At 43.4% G+C, this 23,098-nt stretch carries 20 protein-coding genes and 1 other annotated feature; of the genes, 11 read left to right on the forward strand and 9 right to left on the reverse strand.

Annotated features, from left to right (window positions below; all coding sequences use genetic code 11):
- The first annotated feature begins 35 nt into the window (after positions 1-35).
- The 5 genes from ribF (at position 36) to ispH (ending at position 5,960) form a co-directional block, all read left to right on the forward strand.
- Positions 36-1,004, forward strand: coding sequence for a bifunctional riboflavin kinase/FAD synthetase (gene ribF, locus FKN05_RS14805; RefSeq protein WP_099610661.1), 969 nt, complete (start codon positions 36-38; stop codon positions 1,002-1,004).
- A gap of 30 nt (positions 1,005-1,034) precedes the next feature.
- Positions 1,035-3,881 (forward strand): isoleucine--tRNA ligase, encoded by a 2,847-nt coding sequence (gene ileS / locus FKN05_RS14810; protein WP_170887838.1) that lies wholly within the window; start codon positions 1,035-1,037, stop codon positions 3,879-3,881.
- Between the two features lie 15 nt (positions 3,882-3,896).
- The gene (gene lspA / locus FKN05_RS14815; protein WP_099610663.1) at positions 3,897-4,397 is read left to right on the forward strand and encodes a signal peptidase II; all 501 of its coding nucleotides are present in this window, start codon (positions 3,897-3,899) and stop codon (positions 4,395-4,397) included.
- A gap of 138 nt (positions 4,398-4,535) precedes the next feature.
- Positions 4,536-4,967, forward strand: a complete 432-nt coding sequence (gene fkpB / locus FKN05_RS14820) for an FKBP-type peptidyl-prolyl cis-trans isomerase (protein WP_099610664.1) — start codon at positions 4,536-4,538, stop codon at positions 4,965-4,967.
- A gap of 42 nt (positions 4,968-5,009) precedes the next feature.
- Positions 5,010-5,960: a 4-hydroxy-3-methylbut-2-enyl diphosphate reductase gene (gene ispH, locus FKN05_RS14825; RefSeq protein WP_099610665.1), complete on the forward strand. Its 951-nt coding sequence runs from the start codon at positions 5,010-5,012 to the stop codon at positions 5,958-5,960.
- Positions 5,961-6,074: 114 nt separating this feature from the next.
- Here ispH and FKN05_RS14830 read toward each other — a convergent pair whose 3' ends face one another.
- Positions 6,075-7,562 (reverse strand): carbon starvation CstA family protein, encoded by a 1,488-nt coding sequence (locus FKN05_RS14830; protein WP_170887839.1) that lies wholly within the window; start codon positions 7,560-7,562, stop codon positions 6,075-6,077.
- A gap of 380 nt (positions 7,563-7,942) precedes the next feature.
- On the opposite strand from FKN05_RS14830, the gene FKN05_RS14835 reads away from it, so the two are divergent.
- On the forward strand, positions 7,943-8,284 hold the full coding sequence (locus tag FKN05_RS14835; RefSeq protein ID WP_161427302.1) for a DUF2799 domain-containing protein: 342 nt from the start codon (positions 7,943-7,945) through the stop codon (positions 8,282-8,284).
- Positions 8,285-8,395: 111 nt separating this feature from the next.
- On the opposite strand, the gene FKN05_RS14840 is transcribed toward FKN05_RS14835, so the two are convergent.
- Positions 8,396-9,508 (reverse strand): anhydro-N-acetylmuramic acid kinase, encoded by a 1,113-nt coding sequence (locus FKN05_RS14840; protein ID WP_099610668.1) that lies wholly within the window; start codon positions 9,506-9,508, stop codon positions 8,396-8,398.
- Positions 9,509-9,637: 129 nt separating this feature from the next.
- Here FKN05_RS14840 and nagZ point away from each other — a divergent pair, with 129 nt between their 5' ends.
- Positions 9,638-10,627 carry a beta-N-acetylhexosaminidase gene (nagZ, locus tag FKN05_RS14845; RefSeq protein WP_099610669.1) on the forward strand — a complete coding sequence of 330 codons (990 nt, stop codon included), beginning with the start codon at positions 9,638-9,640 and terminating at the stop codon, positions 10,625-10,627.
- A gap of 24 nt (positions 10,628-10,651) precedes the next feature.
- Here the strand turns inward: nagZ and btsR are convergent, their stop codons facing one another.
- Together btsR and FKN05_RS14855 are read right to left on the reverse strand one after the other, a co-directional pair.
- Positions 10,652-11,371 (reverse strand): two-component system response regulator BtsR, encoded by a 720-nt coding sequence (gene btsR, locus FKN05_RS14850; protein WP_099610690.1) that lies wholly within the window; start codon positions 11,369-11,371, stop codon positions 10,652-10,654.
- 9 nt (positions 11,372-11,380) lie between these two features.
- Positions 11,381-13,057, reverse strand: coding sequence for a sensor histidine kinase (locus FKN05_RS14855; protein ID WP_099610670.1), 1,677 nt, complete (start codon positions 13,055-13,057; stop codon positions 11,381-11,383).
- A gap of 430 nt (positions 13,058-13,487) precedes the next feature.
- Here FKN05_RS14855 and FKN05_RS14860 point away from each other — a divergent pair, with 430 nt between their 5' ends.
- A complete protein-coding gene (locus tag FKN05_RS14860; RefSeq protein WP_161428272.1) occupies positions 13,488-14,561 on the forward strand; it encodes a 3-deoxy-7-phosphoheptulonate synthase in 1,074 nt (357 codons plus the stop codon).
- Positions 14,562-14,581: 20 nt separating this feature from the next.
- A complete protein-coding gene (gene tyrA / locus FKN05_RS14865; protein WP_170887840.1) occupies positions 14,582-15,709 on the forward strand; it encodes a bifunctional chorismate mutase/prephenate dehydrogenase in 1,128 nt (375 codons plus the stop codon).
- Positions 15,710-15,747: 38 nt separating this feature from the next.
- Here tyrA and FKN05_RS14870 read toward each other — a convergent pair whose 3' ends face one another.
- Together FKN05_RS14870 and ettA are read right to left on the reverse strand one after the other, a co-directional pair.
- A complete protein-coding gene (locus FKN05_RS14870; RefSeq protein ID WP_099610672.1) occupies positions 15,748-16,128 on the reverse strand; it encodes a PilZ domain-containing protein in 381 nt (126 codons plus the stop codon).
- Positions 16,129-16,276: 148 nt separating this feature from the next.
- The gene (ettA, locus tag FKN05_RS14875; protein ID WP_099610673.1) at positions 16,277-17,944 is read right to left on the reverse strand and encodes an energy-dependent translational throttle protein EttA; all 1,668 of its coding nucleotides are present in this window, start codon (positions 17,942-17,944) and stop codon (positions 16,277-16,279) included.
- Between the two features lie 327 nt (positions 17,945-18,271).
- Here ettA and FKN05_RS14880 point away from each other — a divergent pair, with 327 nt between their 5' ends.
- Both FKN05_RS14880 and trpR read left to right on the forward strand, forming a co-directional pair.
- Entirely contained in the window at positions 18,272-20,218 is a 1,947-nt protein-coding gene (locus FKN05_RS14880) for a transglycosylase SLT domain-containing protein (protein ID WP_161428275.1), read from the forward strand.
- 55 nt (positions 20,219-20,273) lie between these two features.
- Positions 20,274-20,570, forward strand: coding sequence for a trp operon repressor (trpR, locus tag FKN05_RS14885; RefSeq protein WP_099610674.1), 297 nt, complete (start codon positions 20,274-20,276; stop codon positions 20,568-20,570).
- Positions 20,571-20,673: 103 nt separating this feature from the next.
- Here the strand turns inward: trpR and yjjX are convergent, their stop codons facing one another.
- The 3 genes from yjjX to hpf all read right to left on the reverse strand — a co-directional run bounded on the left by yjjX (position 20,674) and on the right by hpf (position 22,970).
- Complete coding sequence (gene yjjX, locus FKN05_RS14890) at positions 20,674-21,207, reverse strand: inosine/xanthosine triphosphatase (protein WP_099610675.1); 534 nt, start codon at positions 21,205-21,207, stop codon at positions 20,674-20,676.
- A gap of 14 nt (positions 21,208-21,221) precedes the next feature.
- Positions 21,222-22,403 carry a prephenate dehydratase gene (gene pheA, locus FKN05_RS14895; protein ID WP_099610676.1) on the reverse strand — a complete coding sequence of 394 codons (1,182 nt, stop codon included), beginning with the start codon at positions 22,401-22,403 and terminating at the stop codon, positions 21,222-21,224.
- Positions 22,404-22,415: 12 nt separating this feature from the next.
- Positions 22,416-22,535, reverse strand: a sequence feature (Phe leader region).
- A 108-nt stretch (positions 22,536-22,643) separates the two neighbouring features.
- Positions 22,644-22,970, reverse strand: coding sequence for a ribosome hibernation-promoting factor, HPF/YfiA family (hpf, locus tag FKN05_RS14900; RefSeq protein ID WP_099610677.1), 327 nt, complete (start codon positions 22,968-22,970; stop codon positions 22,644-22,646).
- Positions 22,971-23,098: the final 128 nt, after the last annotated feature.

The following is a 23,098-nucleotide window of genomic DNA, read 5'->3' on the forward strand; positions in this document are numbered from 1 at the left end:
TATAATTGAGAACAATAGGTTTTAAGCGTATTGCAATGGAATTGATCCGCGGTATTCATAACATTAAGCCTCATCATTACGGTTGTGTTTTAACCATCGGTAATTTCGATGGAGTACACTTGGGGCATCAAAAGGTATTAAGTCAGGTCTCTAAGCAAGCGAAGTACTTGAATTTGCCCTCAGTGGTGATGACGTTTGAACCGCAACCGATGGAGCTTTTTCTAAAGGAGCGTGCGCCTGCTCGGTTAACCCGTTTGAGAGATAAATTTGTTCAATTGGGGAAATTAGAGCTTGATCGCTTGTTGTGTGTCAATTTTAATCATCATTTTGCCAATTTAGATGCTCAGGCGTTTATTCGTGACTTGTTGGTCACCCAATTGGGTGTTAAGTTTCTGGTAGTAGGAGATGACTTTCGTTTCGGGCAAGGCCGTAAGGGCGATTTTGCTATGCTGCGTCAAGCTGGAAAAGAGTACGGCTTTGAGGTGGTGAATACACACAGTTTTTGTGTTGAACAAGCACGAGTCAGTAGTACCTTGATAAGGGAAGCGCTTGCCGCCGATGAACTTCCTCTCGCTGCTAGTATGCTGGGAAGAAATTACAGTATTAGTGGGCGAGTTTCTCACGGTCGAAAATTAGGCCGTACCATCGGTTTCCCGACTGCAAATATCCCACTAAAACGATGTGTTTCTCCGGTTTCCGGTGTCTATGTGGTGCAAGCATATGGCTTGGGAGAATGCCCGATTGGTGGTGTGGCAAATGTTGGTCAACGGCCGACAGTGAATGGAGTTCGCCAGCAATTGGAAGTGCATTTATTCAACTTTCAAGGCAACTTGTATGGAAAACAGCTCGAAGTCGCGTTGTTACATAAGTTACGCGATGAACGTAAGTTTGAGTCATTTGAGGTACTCAAGCAACAAATTGAATTGGATGCTGAGGCTGCTAGGGTGTGGCTGCGTCAGCTTTACAGTGAGTCGGTTGATTCCACCGATGCACATAATGTCTAACTTCGCCCAATAGAACGGAATTAAGAATCGATGAGTGAATATAAAGATACCCTGAACTTACCTGCAACAGGGTTTCCAATGCGTGGCGATCTGGCTAAACGTGAGCCAGAAATGCTAAAACGTTGGTATAAAGAAGATCTATACGGAGCAATCCGTCAAGCTAAAAAAGGCAAAAAATCATTCGTACTGCACGATGGCCCTCCTTATGCCAATGGGGATATCCACATTGGTCACGCACTCAATAAGATTCTTAAAGACATTATCATTAAATCCAAAACGCTATCAGGTTTTGATGCCCCTTATATTCCCGGTTGGGATTGTCATGGTTTACCGATTGAATTGATGGTTGAGAAAAAAGTCGGCAAACCGGGTCAAAAAGTGACTGCGGCGGAGTTTCGTGAAAAGTGCCGTGAGTATGCCGCAGGACAAGTGGAAGGCCAGAAAGAAAGCTTTAAGCGACTCGGTGTTTTGGGCGAGTGGGATAAACCTTATCGCACTATGGATTTTACAACCGAAGCGAACATTATTCGTGCCCTCGGGAAAATCGCTGATAACGGCCACTTACTCAAAGGCTTTAAACCGGTGCACTGGTGTACTGATTGTGGTTCGGCGCTGGCTGAAGCAGAGGTGGAATATAAAAATAAAGTTTCTCCGTCTATTGATGTGCGTTTTAAAGCCGTTGATCCCGAAGCGGTGCTCAGTAAATTTAACTTAGCGCAAGATCATGCTGGACAAGGTGAACTATCCATTGTTATTTGGACCACTACACCTTGGACCTTACCTGCAAACCGTGCCGTTTGCTTGCGTGACGATCTTGAATATGTGTTGATCCAAGTTGAAGGTGAAAAGGCTGAACGCATCATTGTTGCTGCAGAGCTGGCCAAAGAGGTCATGGATCGTGCGGGTATTGAACATTTCCATAATCTTGGTTTTGCGAAAGGTGCCGATCTTGAACTAACTCAATACCAACATCCGTTCTACGATTTTACTGTGCCTGCCATTTTAGGTGATCATGTCACCACAGAATCAGGGACAGGGGTGGTACATACTGCTCCTGGCCATGGTCAAGAAGACTTTGCGGTTGGGCAAAAATATGGTTTGGAAGTCGCTAACCCTGTCGGTTCTAACGGTGTTTATCTGCCCGATACAGAGCTGTTTGCCGGTCAGCATGTATTCAAAGCTAATGATGCTGTGGTTGAGGTTCTAAAAGAACGAGGCGCGCTGTTACATCACCATGCTTATGAGCATAGTTATCCACACTGCTGGCGTCATAAAACCCCTATCATCTTCCGGGCTACTCCGCAGTGGTTTGTGTCGATGGATCAAGCCGGATTACGTGAACAAGCGCTCAGTGAAATTAAAGGCGTGAAATGGATGCCGGACTGGGGTCAAAGCCGAATTGAAGGTATGGTTGAAGGTCGTCCTGAGTGGTGTATTTCCCGTCAACGGACATGGGGCGTACCGATTGCACTATTTGTTCATAAAGAGACAGCCGAGCTGCATCCAGAGTCACCAGCACTGATTGAAAAAGTCGCGCAGTTGGTTGAACAAAAAGGCATTCAAGCATGGTGGGATCTCGATACAACAGAGATCTTAGGTAGCGATGCTGAGCAATACGAAAAAGTGCTCGATACGCTAGATGTTTGGTTTGATTCCGGCGTCACTCACTATGCGGTTGTAGACAATCGATCAGAATTTCACGGTGCTCAAGCCGATATGTATTTAGAAGGCTCTGATCAACATCGTGGCTGGTTCCAATCTTCGCTGATTTCATCGGTCGCCATGAAAGGTAAAGCACCTTATAAAGAGGTCTTGACTCACGGTTTTGTGGTGGATGGACAAGGACGAAAAATGTCGAAGTCGATTGGCAACGTGGTTGCGCCGAAAGATGTGACCAATAAATTAGGTGCCGATATTTTACGTTTGTGGGTTGCTTCAACCGATTATACCGGCGAAGTGGCCGTTTCCGACGAAATTTTAAAACGCAGTGCGGACGCCTATCGTCGTATTCGTAATACCGCTCGTTTCTTCTTAGCGAACTTGAATGGATTTAACCCAGCGACAGATATGGTACCCGCTGAACAAATGGTGGCTTTGGATCGTTGGGCGGTTGCAAGGGCTTTAGCTGCGCAACAGGAAATTATTAAAGCGTATGAAGAATACAACACTCACGCGGTAGTTCAGCGCTTGATGCACTTTTGTTCTATTGAAATGGGTTCTTTCTATCTCGATGTGATCAAAGACCGTCAATATACTGCGAAGCGTGGGGGGCATGCACAACGTAGTTGTCAAACCGCACTTTATTATATTGTTGAAGCGTTAGTGCGTTGGATGGCACCGATCATGTCATTTACCGCCGATGAAATTTGGAACGCAATGCCACAGTTACAAGCGAATGGTGAAAAACGCAGCTCATTTGTTTTTGTCAGCGAGTGGTATCAAGACTTGTTTGCTTTAGATGAAAATGAACCGCTCTGCAGTGCATTTTGGAGTGATATCCAAGACGTCCGTGGTGCAGTGAATAAATTGTTGGAAAATGCCCGTAGTGAAAAAATCATTGGTGGTTCGCTACAAGCAGAAGTGACTCTCTTTGCCAAGCCTTCATTAGCGGAAAAACTCAATAAACTCCAGGACGAGTTACGGTTTGTGCTGTTGACCTCTAAAGCCACAGTAAAAGCACTAGAAGAGCAGACTGATGCGGCCCAAGCGACTGAGATTGATGGCTTGTTCGTACAAGTGAGCAAAATCGACGCTGAGAAGTGTGAACGTTGCTGGCACTATACTGCTGATGTAGGCACAATTTCAGGCCATGAAACCATTTGTGGTCGCTGTGTGTCTAACGTGGAAGGTGAAGGCGAGCAGCGTCAGTTTGCTTAATTTCAAGGCGAGAGTATGACTCAAAAAGCATTTTCATTAAAACAATCAGGAGTGCGTTGGCTATGGCTAGCGCTGCTCATTTTCTTGGCAGACATTGGCATTAAACTGCTAGTCATGAAGGAAATGGGCTATGGGTGGGCTAACCGAATTGAAGTTCTCCCGTTCTTTAATTTGCTTTACGTTCACAACTACGGTGCCGCGTTTAGTTTTTTGAGTGATCAAGCCGGTTGGCAGCGTTGGTTCTTTAGCGGCATCGCGGTGATCGTGGTAGGATTATTAGCCTATTGGATGCGCCGTTTACCTGCCACAGAAAAATGGAACAATATTGCTTATGCGTTGATCATTGGTGGCGCAGTGGGCAATGTGTTTGACCGAGTGGTACACGGTTTTGTGGTCGATTATCTCGATTTCTATTGGGGAACTTACCATTGGCCTGCTTTTAATTTAGCCGATAGTACCATCTGCCTTGGTGCGGCCATGATTGTATTGGATAGCTTTCGTGGTAAAAAGCATTAAGTTTGCTGAATATTAATCGAATAACCTTAAGCGTCGTCCGTTGATTCGGTCGGCGCTTTTTGTTAGAAAGGCGTTGTATAATAAATAAAATAGACAAGCGATTCAGTCTTTGTCTCCTTTTTGTGAAGGAAGCCTAACGTGACAACCATTACCCATAACTCAGCAGTCACTCTGCATTTTTCCATTAAATTGAAAAACGGCTCTGTAGCCGATAGTACCCATAATATAGGTAAGCCAGCAAAACTTATCATCGGCGATGGTAGTTTAAGCGATAACTTTGAACACTGTTTGTTAGGAATGAAAGCGGGGGAGCAGAAAGCAATAGCCTTGTCTGCACCAGATGCTTTTGGTTTGCCCAATCCTGATCTTATCCACTATATGGACAGAGCAAAATTTGTCGGTGATAACGAGGTGGATGTTGGCACGATAATGGCTTTTAGTGGCCCAGATGGTGTGGAAATTCCTGGCATCATTACTGAGATAGCAGGCGACTCTGTCACGGTTGACTTTAACCATCCACTGGCTGGACAAGATGTGATATTTGATGTCGATATTATCTCGGTCGATTAGTGTTCTTCCCTTAATTAGATTTTTTAACTCATGAGCAATAACATGAAAATATTGTTAGCGAATCCTCGTGGCTTTTGTGCCGGAGTTGATCGCGCCATCAGCATCGTCGAACGAGCATTAGAGCTATACCAGCCGCCAATTTATGTACGCCATGAAGTGGTGCATAACCGTTTTGTTGTTGAAGGCTTAAAACAGCGGGGAGCGGTGTTTGTTGAGGAATTAAATGAAGTTCCTGATGATAACATTGTTATTTTTTCTGCCCATGGTGTTTCTCAACAGGTGCGCCAAGAAGCCAAAGAACGGGCATTAACGGTTTTTGATGCGACTTGTCCTTTAGTCACCAAAGTTCACATGGAAGTCTCTCGTGCCAGTCGTCGTCACATGGAAGTTGTATTGATTGGCCATGCAGGACATCCGGAAGTTGAAGGGACGATGGGGCAATATGCGAGTGACCAAGGGGGAATGTATCTGGTCGAAAAACCCGATGATGTTCTTGAACTGCTCACAAAAGTTAAAGATCCGACTCATCTACACTATGTTAGCCAGACGACGTTATCTGTCGATGAAACGGCGGAAGTGATTGATAAATTACGTGAAGTTTTTCCAGAGATTCAAGGGCCGCGTAAAGATGATATTTGCTATGCGACGCAGAATCGTCAGGATGCGGTTCGAATGCTTGCTCAACAAGTTGATATGATGATCGTTGTCGGCTCGAAAAACTCATCGAATTCAACCCGACTAAAAGAATTAGCAGAAAAACTCGGTACTCCAAGCTATCTGACGGACTGTCCAGAAGATATTCAGCCACAGTGGTTTAATGGCATTAGCACGGTCGGCGTGACAGCGGGAGCTTCTGCACCGGAGGCATTAGTCGATCAAATTCTTGATCGTATTCGACAATTAGGGGCGACACAAATTGAAGAAGTACTTGGTCGTGAAGAAAATATGTTTTTTGAAGTACCTAAAGAACTGCAAATTAAACAGATCAGTTAATTTACAACGGCCGTTGTACTGAAAAATCAAGTGAGAGCGACAGGCCTGCCCTCGAAGTATTGTGGAAAACCCCTCCGGCTATACCCGAGGGGTTTTGAGTATCAAAAAGGTCAATTAAGCGGTTTTAATCGTTTTTTTCTCAACTTCTTGTTGCTCAGCAAGATCAATTTCCCCTTTACCTTTCGAGATTCGTATGACATAGAACATAATCATCAGTGAGGATGTTATCCCTAAAATGGTTGACAACTGCATGGGTAAACCAAAACCAAGGGCATGATTGCTGAGGATGAAAGTGATACAAACCGTGGTCATAAATAGTGCTGGAACTGTGGTAATCCAGTGTAGTTTATTATGACGGAGTAGATACGCTGAGGCAGTCCAGAGCATCATGACGGCAGTTGCTTGGTTAGCAAAGCCGAAGTAGCGCCAAATAATACCGAAGTCGACTTGAGTTAATACGGCACCTAGTATGAAAAGAGGCAGTGCCATCATGAGTCGATTACGTAATGATTTTTGCTCCATATTAAAATACTCAGCTAAAATTAATCGGCTAGAGCGAAAGGCTGTATCGCCAGAAGTGATAGGCAAAATGACCACGCCAAGGAAGGCAAGAATACCGCCAAACACCCCCAACAAACCAAATGAAGCACCATAGACGACATTACCTGGCCCTCCATTGGCGACCGCATCAGAAAGTGAGTCTAATGAACCAAAAAACGATAGTGCGACGGTACACCAAATTAATGCAATAATACCTTCACCAATCATTGCACCATAAAACACAAAGCGTCCATTTTTCTCATTTTCCATACAGCGAGCCATTAATGGTGATTGCGTAGCGTGGAAGCCAGAAATGGCACCGCAAGCAATGGTAATGAACAGCGCTGGCCATAATGGCATATCATTGGGGTTAAGATTGGCAAACATATCACTGACTTCAAATCCCCCAAGTACTTGATGCTCACTAGAAAAAGCAATGGCAGTCATCAATCCAACGGACATAAAAATCAACAATGCCCCAAATAGCGGATAAAAACGACCAATGATTTTATCGACAGGCACAATGGTGGCAATAATGTAATAAGCAAAGATAAGAACAACCATGCTGGTCATGCTAACGGTAAAGTCTGTTTGTGAATTAATTAGATTAGTAATCATTCCAGCAGGAGCTGAAACAAAGACCACGCCGACTAATAGCAACAAGACAATAGCAAAAATGTTCATAAAATGTTTCGCGCCATTGCCTAAGTAGCGACCGGTAATACTCGGTACAGAAGCACCGCCATTACGTACTGACAGCATGCCCGAGAAATAGTCATGCGTTGCTCCGGCAAAAATACAGCCGACGACAATCCACAACATAGCGGCAGGGCCATACAATGCCCCCATAATTGGCCCAAAGATTGGGCCAACGCCAGCGATATTCAGCAGTTGTACAAGGTAAACTTTAGGGGTCGACATGGCGACATAGTCAACGCCATCGGCTTTACTATGAGCGGGTGTTTGGCGTTGTTCATTAATACCAAAAATCTTCTCTACCACGGTGCCATAGAGAAAGTATCCACCAATTAAGGCTGCAACACAGGTTAGAAACCACAACATGATCAGTATCCTTTATATTTGTATGATGCGTAGGGGCTTATCGTTCAATTGAGCGTGATATCCTTGTAACTTAAAGGGCTAACGGTTTGACTACGTCAGTTTATTCCGTGCGTATCGTGTACCGATGCTTATCGGCTGACTTACTTTCCGCGAATCTGCCACTCCAAGTTATTTGGGTATATACTCAAAGCGCTAACGTTTTTTTAATGGATTAAAGTGTCTTTAACGGCGCTGATAATAAATGATTTATCGCAGAGGCTCATGCCTTACTCTGGCGAGTGGTCGTATAAAAAATTAAGAGGCATTTAAGTTTGCTGAGTGGTTTTTAATAAAACGTTAATATTGTTATTTTGGATATTCTATCAAGTAAAAGGTTAATAATGAGTAGAGTAATCGTGGTTGGCATCGTTTTAGGGTTAATGGGCTGTGTGGCTAGCGAAAATGATTTGGCCGAGCAGGGTAACTGGCATCAAATTGGTTACAATGATGGGGTTGCTGGTAATACGCCTCGTTCTTATCAAGCGTTGTCTGAGGTAGGGCCGGTTAAGCATAATGATTATGAAAAAGGTTATCTTGAAGGAATTACTGAGTATTGTAATCCTAACTTCGCTTATCAAATGGGAGTCAATGGGCAATATTATGAAGGGGTGTGTGAAGGCACGGAACAAGCTCAAAAATTTAGAATGGAATGGCAACGTGGTTGGAATGAGTATAATCGTTGATGCCGATCAGCATTATTGTTTCACCTTCACCGGCATTGATGAGGTTTGATGAAGATAGAACGAGAGTATGGTGATAGCAGTATCATGCTGCCACTTTATTAGCTGACCACCTCATTTTGCTGGGTAAATGACCCCTAAAGACGCGAGCTGTTTCGCCCCAGTCACTTCAGGTAAGTTGCTGGGTAAACCATGAACTCTTCGCTGCGCTAACCAAGCAAAAGCCATTGCTTCCATATAGTCACCATTGACGCCTTTACTGTCAGTCGAAGCCACATGCCATGTTGGGAGGTGAGTTTGCAAACAATCCATCAAGAGGCCATTTTGAGCGCCTCCGCCACACACCAATAGTTGTGGTGTCGAGCCTTGAGCATAACGGCTAACCTCATCGGTAATGGTCTGTACGGTCAATTCACATAATGTCCGCTGTACATCGGGGGCACTCAATGAATGATTGGCCAGATGAACCTCCAACCACGGTAAGTTAAAATATTCTCGCCCAGTACTTTTTGGTGCTGGGCGAAGGAAGTAAGGATCTTGCTTTAATGCGTGCAGTAAAGAGAGATTAAGATGTCCTTGGCGTGCCCAAGCACCATTTTTATCATAAGGCTGGTGTCTATGTCGCTGGCACCAAGCATCCATCAGTGTATTTCCAGGTCCGGTATCGTAACCTAAGACGTTTTTATCGGGGAATAAAACCGAGATATTGGCAATCCCTCCAATATTGAGCACTACAATGGTTGACTCTGTGACATTAAATACCGTGCGATGAAAAGCAGGCACTAACGGAGCCCCTTGACCGCCTAAGGCCATATCTTTACGACGAAAATCAGCAATAGTGGTGATTCCGGTTCGAGCGGCCACAATATTGGCATCTCCTAATTGCAGGGTAAAAGGAGACTCTCCATCGGGCTGGTGAAACACGGTCTGGCCATGATTTCCGATCGCGGTGATCTGTTCTGCGCGATAACCGCTTTTTAGCAATAATTGCTCGACAGCATCGGCATAGAGGTGGCCGAGGTGATGATCTAACTGTCCAATTTCTGGTAGATGGGTCGCTTGACCGAGGCAAATATTAAGTAACCGCTGTTTGATCTTCTCTGGCATAGCGAGACAATCGTGTGCCAGTAATTCGATATGATGTTCGCTTAACGCCACCAAGGCAGTATCAATGCCATCCAGACTAGTTCCAGACATAATGCCAATATAGAGTTCACGTTCAGTCATGCTTTTATCCCATGCATCTTGGGTGGGTTAGGTGATGAAACGTTATTGTAATGGAAAAACAAACTGAATAACTTCATCGGCTGTGATAATTTTTACTTTCACCTCTTTACTATTTAATAAGGGACAAATATGGGACCGTTATGGCTTGATGTCGAAGGCTGTGAATTAACCGCTGAAGATCGTGAAATTTTGGCACACCCAACCGTTGGTGGTGTGATTTTATTTGCTAGAAACTATCACGATAATTCGCAGTTGTTGGCGTTGAATAAAGCGATTCGTCAAGCGGCAAAACGTCCGATTTTGATTGGCGTAGATCAGGAAGGGGGAAGGGTTCAGCGTTTTCGTGATGGTTTTAGCCTAATTCCGGCTGCGCAATATTATGCTCAATGTCAAAATGGAGAAGCCTTAGCAGAACTCGGTGGATGGCTAATGGCTGCTGAGCTGATTGCCCATGATATTGATCTTAGTTTTGCCCCTGTGTTGGATAAGGGATTTGACTGCCGAGCTATTGGTAGTCGCGCATTCGGTCAAGATATTCAAACGGTACTTACCTATAGCCGTGCTTATATGCATGGGATGAAATCGGTGGGTATGGCCACAACCGGTAAGCATTTTCCTGGACATGGTGCGGTGCTGGCCGACTCTCATCTAGAAACGCCTTATGATCAACGTGATTCGATTGATGACGATATGGCTATTTTTAAAGCGCAAATTGATGAGGGAATATTGGATGCTATCATGCCAGCCCATGTGATTTATCCTTATTATGATTCGCAGCCTGCTAGTGGTTCCGCCTATTGGTTAAAGCAGAAATTACGTCAGGAATTAGGCTTTAAAGGGATTGTTTTTTCTGACGATTTAAGTATGGAAGGCGCTGCGATGATGGGGGGGGCCGCACAAAGAGCGCAGCAGGCGTTAGCCGCTGGATGCGATATGATTTTAATGTGCAATAAACGTGAGTCTGCTGTGACAGTGTTAGATAACCTACCTATCACAGAGGTAGCACAAGCGCATACTCTTCTTAAAAAACAATCATTTAGCTACAGAGAGTTACAATCACTAACCAAATGGCAACAAGCCAGAGTCACCATGCAGCGTCTTGTTGAGCAATATGTTTAAATTAAGGCGTGTTAGCGCCTTTATTCAGGAGTAAAAGCCCAGTTTTTCTTTTAACTCTTTTAAATAGCGTCGGCTCACGGGCACTGAGTGTTCACTTGAAGTGATAATTTCAGCTAATCCATTTTCCAATAATTTGATCTCCTTGAGCGCTTTTAGGTTGATCAGATATTGACGATGACAGCGAAGTAATGGCGTTTTTTCTTCCAAGATCTTGAGTGTTAACTGACTGGTTGCTCGTTGCTGAGCAGTTTGAACATGTACTCCGCAGAGATCACTAAAGGCAAATTCTACCGCCTGAGTTGGAATGATCATGATTCGATTAAGGCCAATGCAAGGGATATGATCAAGCTGGTGAGGTGCTAATAACGTGTAATCTTGTGTTTTAGTCAGATTACGCTGTAAGCGTTGGATGGTTTTATTCAAGCGAGCGGGATCGACGGGCTTTAGTAAGTAATCAAAAGCATTCTCTTCAAAAGCTTGTAATGCGTATTGATCATAAGCAGTGACAAATACCACTTTGGGCATAGTGTCAGGATCGAGCATACCGAGCAGCTCAATACCCGTAATCTGTGGCATTTGTATATCAAGGAACACGACATCGGGTTTGAGTTGATGAATTTTTTTTAGTCCTTCAATCGCATTGTTAGCTTCACCAATGACTTTTATCTTGCCACTTTCGTCTAATAATTCTACGAGTTCTTCACGAGCAAAGCGTTCGTCATCAATGACTAATGCAGAGAGCATACTCATATTTTAGTAACTTCCTTTGTGTGGGATGAGAAAGCTCATCCGAGTATATTGGTTGGGTTCAACAGCCACGTTAAGTGATGACGCATTACCAAATTTATAGGTTAAGCGTTTAGCCACAATTTGCATTCCAAGGCCATCATGATCTTGTTTTGGCGTTTGATAGCTTCCGGCATTATCTTCCACAACAATGCGATCGCCCCCTTCTTCTGGTTGGCTATAGATGCGTATTTTTCCTCCTTCAAATAGGTTTGAGGTCCCGTGTTTGATTGCATTTTCAACCAAAGGTTGCAGAGTAAAGCTGGGAACGTTGCGTTCGAGCAGTTTTGCATGGATGTCAATTTCCACGTCAAGGCGATCACTAAAACGTGCTTTTTCAATGGTTAGATAAGCATTCACATGGGCTAGTTCTTCTTTTAAAGTAACCGTTCCAATATTCTGCTTTAAGTTACTGCGGAAAAATTGTGAGAGATGTTGAATAAGTTCTCGCGCTTTGGTTGGATCCCGACGGATCACGGCGTTTATCGTATTTAATGCATTAAATAGAAAATGCGGGTTTACTTGGGCTTGAAGTAGCTTGATCTCTGCGCGCGATAAGAGGATCTGCTTTTCTTGATATTCGCCATAAAGAATTTGACTAGAAAGAAGTTGGGCAATCCCTTGTGCCATTGACATATTAATGGTTGAAAACAGTTTACGCTTAGGTTCGTATAATTTAATCGTACCAATGACTCGATCGCCAGCTCGGAGTGGAATTATGAGCGCTGATCCCAGTTTACAAGTGGCGGACAACGAACATTGATAAGGGTGCTCTTTACCATCAAGGTAAATAATATCATTCCGCATGATGGCATCGAGCGTACTTTGCGAGGAGATTGGGGTGTTCGGTTTATGGTGATCATCACCAATGCCGACGAAAGCGAGAATTTTTTCTCTATCGGTAATCGCGACGGCACCAACATTGGTTTGTTCGTAGACAATTCTGGCTATTTTCTCAGCATTATTGGGGTTAAAACCTGCGGCAAGAATCCCAACCGACCGTTCTGCAATATTCAGTGCTCTGCGCGAGAAGGTAGCAGAATATTCTTCAAAAATGGTTTTTTTATCTTGTAGGATACTCATAAACAGAGCAGCACCTAAAGAGTTAGCGATGATCATCGGAATCGCAATCGCCGAGACTAGTGCGTAGGCTTCAGCGAATGGCTTGGCTATTAATAAAATTAATAGCATTTGCACCAGTTCGGCAATCAACGTAATCGTAAAGACTGCACGGGTATTGAACAGTTGTTGGCGCTTTCCCTTTTTAATCATGTATAAATGAAATAACCCACCAATTAAACCTTCAGCGGTTGTTGAAACGGCACAAGCAAGATCAGTAAAACCACCGAGGGTATAGCGATGCATTCCGCCGGTAAACCCGACAGCAAAGCCAACCACTGGCCCACCAAATACACCTCCCATAACCGCGCCAATTGCTCGTGTATTGGCAATCGCATCATTGATTTGTAAACCTAAATAGGTGCCTAAAATACAAAATAAGGAAAATAATACATAGACGCTCAATTTATGTGATAAATGGCTGGATATATTGAGGATAGGGAGAAATAACGGGGTTTTACTCAGCATATAAGCCAATACAAAGTAAACACACATTTGTTGTAGTAGAGAAAGGACCAATTCCATAAACAGCCTAATTTATCTATCACAGAGAAAATGCCTTATTCTAAGTAAGTTTTGCTGAATAAAACATGTTTGTTTATACCCTTTCTATTTGAATCTGCAGGGATGTTAACTACAGCCGTTCACTCCAATCACATAGTTAGCCGATACTCATGGCGATGATGAGAGCCATCCGTGGCGCTCACCAAAGGCCAGCCGACGGCTGTTCAAATTTGTTCCAGACAAATTTGTCACTCATTTGCCGCCGACCTGCAACGCCAAGTTGTTTGGGTATAGGGGATAACAACGACAAATACCAAATGTATAATAATATTTACACTTAATGTTTTTTTAAATTTACACTTGCATTAGAAATAAAGCCTGTTAAGTTAATACCTATTCAAATTTAACCATCAAAGATAGAATGGTGTAAACAATATATTACAGGTGTGGTATGAAAAAAAGTGACTTGAGTGATATTAATATTATTGATGAACAGGTTTTAATAACACCTGACGCATTAAAAGAAAAATTACCACTGAGTGATAAGGCTCGTCAGTTTATTCGTCAATCTCGGCAAACGATTGCGGATATCATTCATAAACGCGATCATCGTTTACTGATTGTGTGCGGCCCTTGCTCTATCCATGATATTGAAGCTGCCAAAGAATATGCGACAAAGCTGAAAGCATTATCTGAGCAGTTGAGCGACCAACTGTATATTGTGATGCGTGTCTATTTTGAAAAACCACGTACGACGGTGGGGTGGAAAGGGCTGATTAATGACCCACATTTGAATGGTACCTTTGATATTGAACACGGTTTACATGTAGGGCGTAAGCTATTAGTTGAACTGGCTGAAATGGAGATTCCTTTAGCGACAGAAGCGTTAGATCCGATCAGCCCTCAATACCTAGCAGATACTTTCAGTTGGGCTGCGATTGGGGCTCGAACCACCGAATCACAAACTCACCGTGAAATGGCGAGCGGGCTTTCAATGCCTATTGGTTTTAAAAATGGTACCGATGGTAGTTTATCGACGGCCATTAATGCTATGCAGGCGGCTTCTTCCAGTCATCGTTTTATGGGGATAAATCGAGAAGGTCAAGTGGCATTATTAACCACTCGAGGCAATACCAATGGGCATGTTATTCTCCGTGGGGGTAAGCAGACGAACTATGATTCTGTTTCTGTTGCTGAATGTGAGCAAGAACTGAAGCAAGTCGGTTTAGACGCGGCTTTGATGGTTGATTGTAGCCATGCTAATTCGCGCAAAGATTACCGTCGTCAGCCTCTGGTTGCCGAAGATGTTATTCATCAAATCCGCCAAGGTAATGGTTCCATTATTGGTTTGATGATAGAAAGCCATCTTAATGAAGGGAATCAGTCAGCGGATCTTTCGCCAGAAAAGATGGCTTATGGTGTTTCTATTACTGATGCCTGTATTGATTGGCAAGCCACCGAGGCATTATTACGTCATGCACATCAAGAGTTGGTTCCATTTTTAGAAAACCGCCTCAAAGATTAAATAAGCAAAAGGATTGACTGATGGTTGAAGAATTAAACGTATTACGTGAGCAAATCGATGAGGTTGATAAACAGATGGTTGAGCTATTGGCTCGCCGTTTAGCGTTAGTCGAAAAGGTCGGGGAAGTAAAAAGCCGCGATGGCTTACCGATTTATGTGCCTGAACGTGAAGCGTCGATGTTAGCTTCTCGGCGTGAAGAGGCACAACGTAAAGGCATTCCTCCTCAGTTAATTGAAGATATTTTGCGTCGCACGATGCGTGAATCATATGCTAGTGAAAAAGATTCCGGTTTTAAGTGTCTTAACCCTCAATTACGTTCGGTGGTGATTGTCGGCGGTAACGGACAACTGGGCCGCTTATTTTCCCGAATGTTCCGTCTGTCTGGTTATCAAGTGAAAGTTTTGGGCAGCCAAGATTGGGCGCAGGCAGATGAACTCTTGCATAATGCAGGGTTGGTCGTGGTGACGGTGCCTATCCATTTGACCGTTGACGTGATTGATAAACTGACTCAGTTACCGAGTGATTGTATCTTATGTGATCTAACTTCGATTAAACAAAAGCCGCTTGCAGCGATGTTAAAAGCGCATCAAGGCCCTGTTGTGGGTTTACACCCGATGTTTGGGCCTGATGTACCAAGCCTTGCTAAGCAAGTCATTGTGTATTGTGATGGTCGTGGAGCATCACAGTATCAATGGTTATTGGATCAGTTTACCATCTGGGGAGCGAGTTTATGTCAAATAGATGCCGATGAGCACGATCATGGCATGACACTGATTCAAGCGCTACGCCATTTCACTTCTTTTGTGTATGGTTTTCATCTTTCAAAGGTCAACCCGAATCTTGAACAATTATTAACATTGAGCTCCCCGATTTATCGATTAGAGTTAGCGATGGTTGGACGTTTATTTGCTCAAGATCCCAATCTATATGGCGATATTATTCTCTCGTCGCAAGAGAATGTAGAGATGATTCAGCGTTTTCAGCACAGTTTTTCGCAAGCGGTAAGCTTAATTGAACAGCAAGATAAACAAGGTTTTATTAAACAATTTGAGCAAGTTAGTCAGTGGTTTGGCAAATACTCTCAACAGTTTATGGTTGAGAGCCAAAATTTACTCAAACAAGCGAACGATGCGATACAGCGAAGTTAGTGAGCCCACCACCTAGCCGTGAGTTTAATGTTGATTAGTCATGATGATGTGGCGTCATCTTCGATATCAATCAAATGTTCAATATCGCGTGAGAGAAGTTCGCTATCACCGAGGTTGAGTTCAACAATACGTTTTAAATGTGCGATGCTTTCAATATCAATATGGCTAATTTTAAGGTGGAGAATACGCTCATTTGTTCTGACTAACATGGCGGTCATATTGAGCGTGATTTCACTATCAGGTAAGGTAAATTCGACATCTAATGGCTGAGATGGATCCAAGCTTGGTGCATCAATTGCCCACAACAGGAGCCCATGCAAAGAGAGATCTTGAATACAGGTTGTGAGTTGAATTTGGCCTTGACGCAGTGTCGCGGGGGCTTGATAGAGAATACGAACAAATCGGCGTCGCTCTGTCATAATATTCACCGTGTTAGAGGATCATAGCCTAAGCATAGCAGATTTGCTGCTGAGGCAATCAAACATCATTGGCAAAACCAAACGAGAACATGGCAAAATCAAGCGAGAACCCAAAATAACTCAGGCCGCAATAGCGGCCTGAAGTTGATCACTTAGTGATGCGTTTATATTTAATTCGATGCGGTTCTGCGGCTTGTGCTCCCAGTGTTTGCTTGAGCCAATCCATGTATTCGGTGTAGTTTCCTTCATAGAAGTTCACTTTGCCTTCATCACGATAATCAAGGATATGGGTTGCGATACGATCGAGGAACCAACGGTCATGGGAAATGACCATGGCGCAACCGGGGAACTCAAGTAGGGCTTCTTCTAGAGCTCGTAATGTTTCCACATCAAGGTCGTTGGTGGGTTCATCGAGCAGTAGGACGTTGCCACCTGCTTTCAGAAGCTTGGCCAAGTGAACTCGATTGCGCTCACCACCAGAGAGTTCGCCAATCACTTTTTGTTGATCGACGCCTTTAAAATTAAAGCGGGAACAATAAGCACGAGCAGGGATTTCAAAGTTATTGATACGGATAATATCCGCACCTTCAGAAATTTCTTGGAAGACGGTATTTTTATCGTTCATGCTATCGCGGAACTGATCAACCGAGGCCAGTTTTACAGTATCCCCCAGTTCAATGCTGCCAGAATCTGGCTGCTCGACACCGCTAAGCATTTTAAATAGCGTCGATTTGCCCGCACCATTCGCGCCGATAATACCAACAATGGCTCCTTTAGGAATACTAAAGGAAAGATTATCGATCAAGATACGATCGCCAAAGGATTTGGTCAAGTTTTTCACGTCAATGACCTTGTCTCCCAAACGCTCACCGGGTGGGATAAACAGTTCATTGGTTTCATTACGTTTTTGATGGTCGGTACTTTGTAGCTCTTCGAAGCGAGCCATACGAGCTTTAGATTTAGCTTGACGGCCTTTAGGGTTTTGGCGAACCCATTCCAATTCTTTTTCAATGGTTTTTTGGCGTGCTTTCTCTTGTGAAGCTTCTTGTTGTAGGCGAGCGTCTTTTTGTTCCAACCAAGAGGTATAGTTTCCTTGCCATGGAATACCTTCACCACGGTCTAACTCTAAAATCCAACCCGCAGCGTTATCTAAGAAGTAACGGTCGTGAGTAATGGCAACCACAGTACCACTATAATCGACTAAGAAACGTTCCAACCAAGCGACAGATTCAGCATCCAAGTGGTTGGTCGGCTCATCAAGTAATAGCATATCTGGTTTTTCAAGCAACAGACGGCAAATGGCAACACGACGGCGTTCACCACCTGATAATGTCGCTACTTTGGCATCCCACTCCGGTAAACGCAGCGCATCAGCGGCACGTTCAAGTACATTATCTAAATTGTGGCCATCTTTGGCTTGAATTAAAGCTTCTAAATCGCCTTGTTCTTTAGCTAGCGCATCAAAGTCTGCATCGGGTTCTGCATAAGCAGCGTATACCTCATCTAGACGTTTAAGCGCATAAGCGACGTCAGCAACGGCTTCTTCGACCACTTCGCGGACGGTTTTATTTTCATCCAATACTGGCTCTTGAGGCAGGTATCCGACGTTTAATCCCGGTTGTGGACGCGCTTCGCCATCGAAATCTTTATCAATGCCAGCCATGATGCGCAGTAGGGTCGATTTACCTGAACCATTTAAACCGAGTACCCCAATTTTTGCACCGGGAAAAAAGCTCAAAGAAATATCTTTGAGAATTTGACGTTTAGGGGGAACAATTTTGCTCACCCGAGACATGGTATAGACGTATTCAGCCATTGCCGATCATTCCTAATCTTTCAAACAGAACAAAGCCACTATTCTATACTAAAGCGTTTGCTTTTGTTACTAGCCGATATTTTGGTTTGGGGATCTTAAGGCGAAGAGGGATGAAAAAATGGGGGTCATATTTTCATCATCTCTCTTTGCTACTTTAAGAGGTATCGGTGCCGGTAGCCTTGTTTTGTTATCACACTTGTTTTGTTATCACACTTGTCTTGCTATCACAATTGACAACAACTTTACTGCTAGTAACTTTACATTTTATGCAAGAGTCTGCGTAATTAAGGGTGAATGGGATTATTTGCATTAAGGGAATGGAGTACCATGAAGGGCGTTTTTTTTGTTCAACCATCTTATATTTTTTTAGCGATATTGATCGCATGGGGCCTATTTAGCCGTAATGTATTATCCGAAACAATGGATCTGCAAGCTCAGCGAGAGCTATATGATCAAGCGCATCTATGGTTAGATCGTAAAGAGGTGCGCCGTTTTAAAAAAGTGCGCTCTCGCTTGGCTGATTATCCTCTTACCCCGTATCTAGATTATCGAAGTTTCTTAATTGACTTGGGTGAAAAACCACCGATTGTCGTACGCCATTTTATAGATAGTTATAAAGATTTTCCTTTTGCTTACCGCATTAGTGCGCCTTACATTGATGCATTAGCTCGGCAAGATAAATGGCCCGAAATGCTACAGTTCTCTCCTAATGAACCCAAGGGCGAGAGATATCGTTGTCATTACTACACCGCTAAATTGAAAACCGGACGTTATGCACAAGCCTTTAGCGGAGCTGAAACATTATGGAAAAGTGGTGCTAGCGTTTCTGCGGCTTGTGACGAGCTGTTTATAGTGTGGGAGCAGCAAGGTGGTTTAACCGATAGCATGATTGTTGAACGTATGTTGATGGCTTTTGACGGACGTAATCGTTCTTTGATGAGTCATTTGGCGGGGAAATTAACCGGTAAGTCAAAAGAAGCTTACGCACAAGCTTTACTTAAGTTATATGATCATCCTGAAAAGGTCATTGAATTTATCCAGCACAATCAAAATGGTTTCAAGTTAACTCAATCGGTTGAATTGGCATTAGAAAAGCTGGCTCGCCGTGATGTTATTCAAGCGCTTGAGTATTGGCACGCAGTCAATAAGATTTTGAACTGGCCGGATTCACAACAAGCCAGAGTTGCTCAATATATTGCGTTGCGCATGATGGAGGTTGAGAGTGATGAATTTCGCCAGTGGCGAGACTCGGTTATCGAGCAAAGCTCTCATGTTCATCTGATTGAAACACGTATTCGTTTAGCACTGCGTGAACAAGATTGGCTTGGCATCACCCACTGGATAACTCGTTTACCCGAGAGTGAACAAGGAACATTACGTTGGCAATATTGGTTGGCTCGAAGTGAATTAGCGCAAGGGAAAGAGTCGCAGGGCATCGCGCGAATGCACGCATTACTTGGACAACGTAATTTTTATAGTGTTGCTGCCGCTCAATGGGTGAAGCAGTCCATCCAGTATCCGAGTTCGTCACTTGCTTTAGAGCATTCATGGCTCAAACCTTATCAAAAATCGTTAATGCGTATTGATGAGTTAATTCAACGCGACAAGATTGCAGCCGCGAAGAGTGAGTGGAATTTATTATTACAGCATGCCCAGCAAAAAGAGAAAGAAATGTTAGCGGTTTATGCTGCAACTCATGGTTGGCATCATTTAACCGTTAAAGCCTCTATCTCTGCCAGTTTATGGGATAACACTCAACTGCGCTTTCCATTGGCTCACCAATGGTGGTTTAATTTTTATGGAAAAAAACACGGCATCAGTCCGGTAACGTTAATGTCACTAGCTCGACAAGAAAGTGCGATGGATGTTGAAGCGCGTTCTCCTGTGGGGGCCAGAGGAATTATGCAAATTATGCCGTCGACGGCGCGCTATACAGCCAAGAAATATCAGCTTAATTATGAAGACGCAGACGAGCTGTATCAGGTTGGGAAAAATATTGAGATTGGGAGCCATTATTTAAATGGGTTACTTGAGCGCTATGATAACAATCGTATTTTATCTTTTGCAGCCTATAATGCTGGACCAAGTCGTGTGGATCGTTGGCAAGCTCAAACTCAAGGTAAATTAGATGCCTATGCCTTCATTGAAGCGATTCCTTTCCGTGAAACTCGTGGTTATGTACAAAATATTTTGATGTTTGAAACCTACTATCGCAATTTAATGGCCCTTGATGGTGAATTTTTAACGCAGCAAGAGTTAGCAACAAGCTATTGATTCCGGCTGAGTGTACTCTACAATAGATAGCGTGTATCACCCAACGAGTACAAGAATGTCATCACAACCTGAGTACCGTGACTGGCGAGAGTTATTAGCGTTAGTTAAACAAGCAACCACAGATGAGCAGCATGAAATGCTGTTAACCATGTTAATGACTCCGGATGAACGAGAGGCTTTAGTGGCACGAGTCAATATCTTGTGCGAGCTGCTCAAAGGCGAGCTTTCTCAGCGTCAGATTAGCCAACTGTTAGGTGTTGGTGTGGCAACCATTACCCGAGGCTCAAATGAGCTTAAATCTCGCACAGAGCAAGAGCGAGATTCTCTAGCTCAATTATTGTTACCTTCATAACCTGACGGTTTAACAACCGTTTTTCTCGCCTTTTCTTTTGCTGTGCGAAAGGGCGTCAGCTCAATTTTCTTCTTGTGTCTCGGATCTATTTAAGGTTACTGATCTATTTAAGGTTACTAATGGGGAAGAGTTCCGGATTGAGAAAAGGAATTAAGGCGAGTATTAACGCTTGATGATAAACCGAACTACGGGTGAGTTGGTGACCTGTGAGTAAACCAATCGCCCCTCCTTTTTGTTTAATATTCTGCGTAGCAAAAACTTTATCCATCACGTGTCCTAGCTCATTATCGGGCGTGAGCTGCTCTGTGACGATAGGAGGTAGCGGTAAGCTGGCAGAACGAGATTCACCATAACGCTGATTCGATTTAATAATCATCCAGGCGAATGTCATGCCATGATCTACTCCAGCCTCAAGACCAACATAATAATCGGCGTTAGGAGCTATTTTTTCAGCATGGTGTACTCTATTGAGTGCTCCTTGCTTCGTTTCGCCATCGCTCATTGGTTGATCTGCCACACCACTCGCAACAGAAACACCTTGAAAATGAAACTCTTGGTCGGGAAAGACATCATGAAATGCACTTTTTACGGCATTGATTTTTGCTGGATTGAGTGATGCAACGATAATATTTTTCATGCTTGTCTCTGTGTTTATTGATTGGCTAATTTTATTTGGGTCGGTTTGATATTCTCACTCGGGTAACAACCTAACACTTTTAAATGTTTTGTTAATTTGATTAACTCACTAAGGGCTTGTTGCATCTCTTGTGAGTCAAGATGTGCTTGTAAGTCAACATAAAACATCTCTTCCCAAGGGTTACCCATAATCGGACGTGATTCTAACTTGGTCATATTGATACCATAACGTTGTAAAACCAACAGGGTAGAAACTAAAGCTCCAGCTTCTTGTGAGGTTGACATAATTAAGGTCGTTTTAGCAGGGATCTGAGTTGAAACCTCAATCGGTTTTCGCGCAACAATAATAAAACGGGTGTAATTTTCCGTTTGATTGGCAATGTTACCTTGGATGGGGTGTAACCCGTAGAGCTTACCGCTAGCGGCATTGCCAATAGCCGCAACATCTTGACGTTGTAAGTTTTGTACCTTTTTCATGGCATCAGCAGTACTGATACAGCTTTCTAATTTCACACCCTCTAAGCGACTTAAAAATTCACTGCATTGTTGATGTGGCTGGGGATGGGAGTAGAGCACTTTGATGGCTTCTAATTGGATGTCATGCGTTGCGACTAAGCAATGCTCTATCGGCTGGGTGATTTCTCCTACAATATACAATGTAGTGTGTTGTAATAGGTCGTAGACTTCATTGATAGAACCAGAGCTGGTATTTTCAATCGGCAGTACGCCATAGTCAGCGTGGCCCGATTCAACCGTTTTAGTCACCTCTCTAAATTGTTCGCAGTTGAGTTCAATTAATTCGGTATTTTTACGGCTGAAGTATTCACGAGTCGCTAAATGCGAATAAGAGCCTTTAGAGCCTAAAAAAGCGACTCGAGCGAGTGGTTTGCGATTTTCAGGATTCGCTAAGTTTTGCAAGTAAGCTTGTTGCAGTAAAACGGAGTCTTCGATAATAGTGTGGAATAATTTTGTGATGTATTGTGCATCTAATTGGTAATTTTCTTTTCCTGATTGGATAAGTTTGACCAGCAGTTGTTGCTCTCTTTGGGTATCTCGCACGGGTTTCGAGGTTTTTATTTTACTTTTGGCGACGTCAATACTGAGTTGGCGGCGTTCAGAGAGTAGTTGTAGCAGTTGCTCATCAATGGTATTTAAACGTAACCGAATCTCTTCGAGTGAAAGGGCGTTGTCTGTCATCATAAAATCCTTATAAAAAAAGCCTCCATGGGGAGGCTTTCTGTTCGTTTTTGACTTATTTCCGTAAACGAGCGTGCCTCCAAACGTTATTGGAGAAAAAAGAAGTCAAAAAGGAACAGTGGGTTATGTGTCATTTTGATCGTTATTGCTGATGGATTCAAGCCACACAATAAGCAAGCTAGGTAGGAGCGTCAAGCAAAAAAATAGCGCCCAAAGGCGCTATCTCAATAACCGTGCAAATTATTCGGTTTCCTCTTCCATTTCGGGCTTATCTGCTCGTCGTGCTTCAGGTTTATGACGCAGCTTATTCAATTGGCGTTCAAGTTTTTGCTCGACTTCGTTAATCGCAGCATAAAGATCATCGTGAATAGCCGAAGCAACCAGCTGGCCTTTAGGAATCGTTACCGTGGCCTCAAATTTTTTCTGTTTGTTTGGTCGTTCGCTAAAGCTTGCTTGGCACCCAGTAATTTCTACTTGCCATTTCTCTAACTTTTTGAATTTACTCTCAATGTGATTACGGATTGCAGAGGTGATTTCAATGTTTTTACCTGTAATATTCATTTGCATAGTGATTTTTCCTCTGTTACATCCCTTATGGGTTACCTACAGATTAGCGTTTCAATAACAAAATAATGTGATGAATCTCTCTTTTTTATTGGGTGTAAAATGCTTTGAAAATAAACGTGATCTTTAGC

The organism is Vibrio sp. 1-1(7), from assembly GCF_013048485.1.
GTDB classification, from domain to species: domain Bacteria; phylum Pseudomonadota; class Gammaproteobacteria; order Enterobacterales; family Vibrionaceae; genus Vibrio; species Vibrio fujianensis.

Bases quoted from the DNA above. Each gene is read 5' to 3' on its own strand.
- FKN05_RS14860 (WP_161428272.1), top strand. From the start codon at position 13,488: ATGAAAAAAAGTGACTTGAGTGATATTAATATTATTGATGAACAGGTT.
- ribF (WP_099610661.1), top strand. From the start codon at position 36: ATGGAATTGATCCGCGGTATTCATAACATTAAGCCTCATCATTACGGT.
- FKN05_RS14835 (WP_161427302.1), top strand. From the start codon at position 7,943: ATGAGTAGAGTAATCGTGGTTGGCATCGTTTTAGGGTTAATGGGCTGT.
- FKN05_RS14880 (WP_161428275.1), top strand. From the start codon at position 18,272: ATGAAGGGCGTTTTTTTTGTTCAACCATCTTATATTTTTTTAGCGATA.
- FKN05_RS14870 (WP_099610672.1), bottom strand. From the start codon at position 16,128: ATGACAGAGCGACGCCGATTTGTTCGTATTCTCTATCAAGCCCCCGCG.
- trpR (WP_099610674.1), top strand. From the start codon at position 20,274: ATGTCATCACAACCTGAGTACCGTGACTGGCGAGAGTTATTAGCGTTA.
- btsR (WP_099610690.1), bottom strand. From the start codon at position 11,371: ATGCTCTCTGCATTAGTCATTGATGACGAACGCTTTGCTCGTGAAGAA.
- nagZ (WP_099610669.1), top strand. From the start codon at position 9,638: ATGGGACCGTTATGGCTTGATGTCGAAGGCTGTGAATTAACCGCTGAA.
- FKN05_RS14855 (WP_099610670.1), bottom strand. From the start codon at position 13,057: ATGGAATTGGTCCTTTCTCTACTACAACAAATGTGTGTTTACTTTGTA.
- tyrA (WP_170887840.1), top strand. From the start codon at position 14,582: ATGGTTGAAGAATTAAACGTATTACGTGAGCAAATCGATGAGGTTGAT.
- pheA (WP_099610676.1), bottom strand. From the start codon at position 22,403: ATGACAGACAACGCCCTTTCACTCGAAGAGATTCGGTTACGTTTAAAT.
- lspA (WP_099610663.1), top strand. From the start codon at position 3,897: ATGACTCAAAAAGCATTTTCATTAAAACAATCAGGAGTGCGTTGGCTA.
- FKN05_RS14830 (WP_170887839.1), bottom strand. From the start codon at position 7,562: ATGTTGTGGTTTCTAACCTGTGTTGCAGCCTTAATTGGTGGATACTTT.
- ileS (WP_170887838.1), top strand. From the start codon at position 1,035: ATGAGTGAATATAAAGATACCCTGAACTTACCTGCAACAGGGTTTCCA.
- hpf (WP_099610677.1), bottom strand. From the start codon at position 22,970: ATGCAAATGAATATTACAGGTAAAAACATTGAAATCACCTCTGCAATC.
- ispH (WP_099610665.1), top strand. From the start codon at position 5,010: ATGAAAATATTGTTAGCGAATCCTCGTGGCTTTTGTGCCGGAGTTGAT.
- yjjX (WP_099610675.1), bottom strand. From the start codon at position 21,207: ATGAAAAATATTATCGTTGCATCACTCAATCCAGCAAAAATCAATGCC.
- FKN05_RS14840 (WP_099610668.1), bottom strand. From the start codon at position 9,508: ATGACTGAACGTGAACTCTATATTGGCATTATGTCTGGAACTAGTCTG.
- ettA (WP_099610673.1), bottom strand. From the start codon at position 17,944: ATGGCTGAATACGTCTATACCATGTCTCGGGTGAGCAAAATTGTTCCC.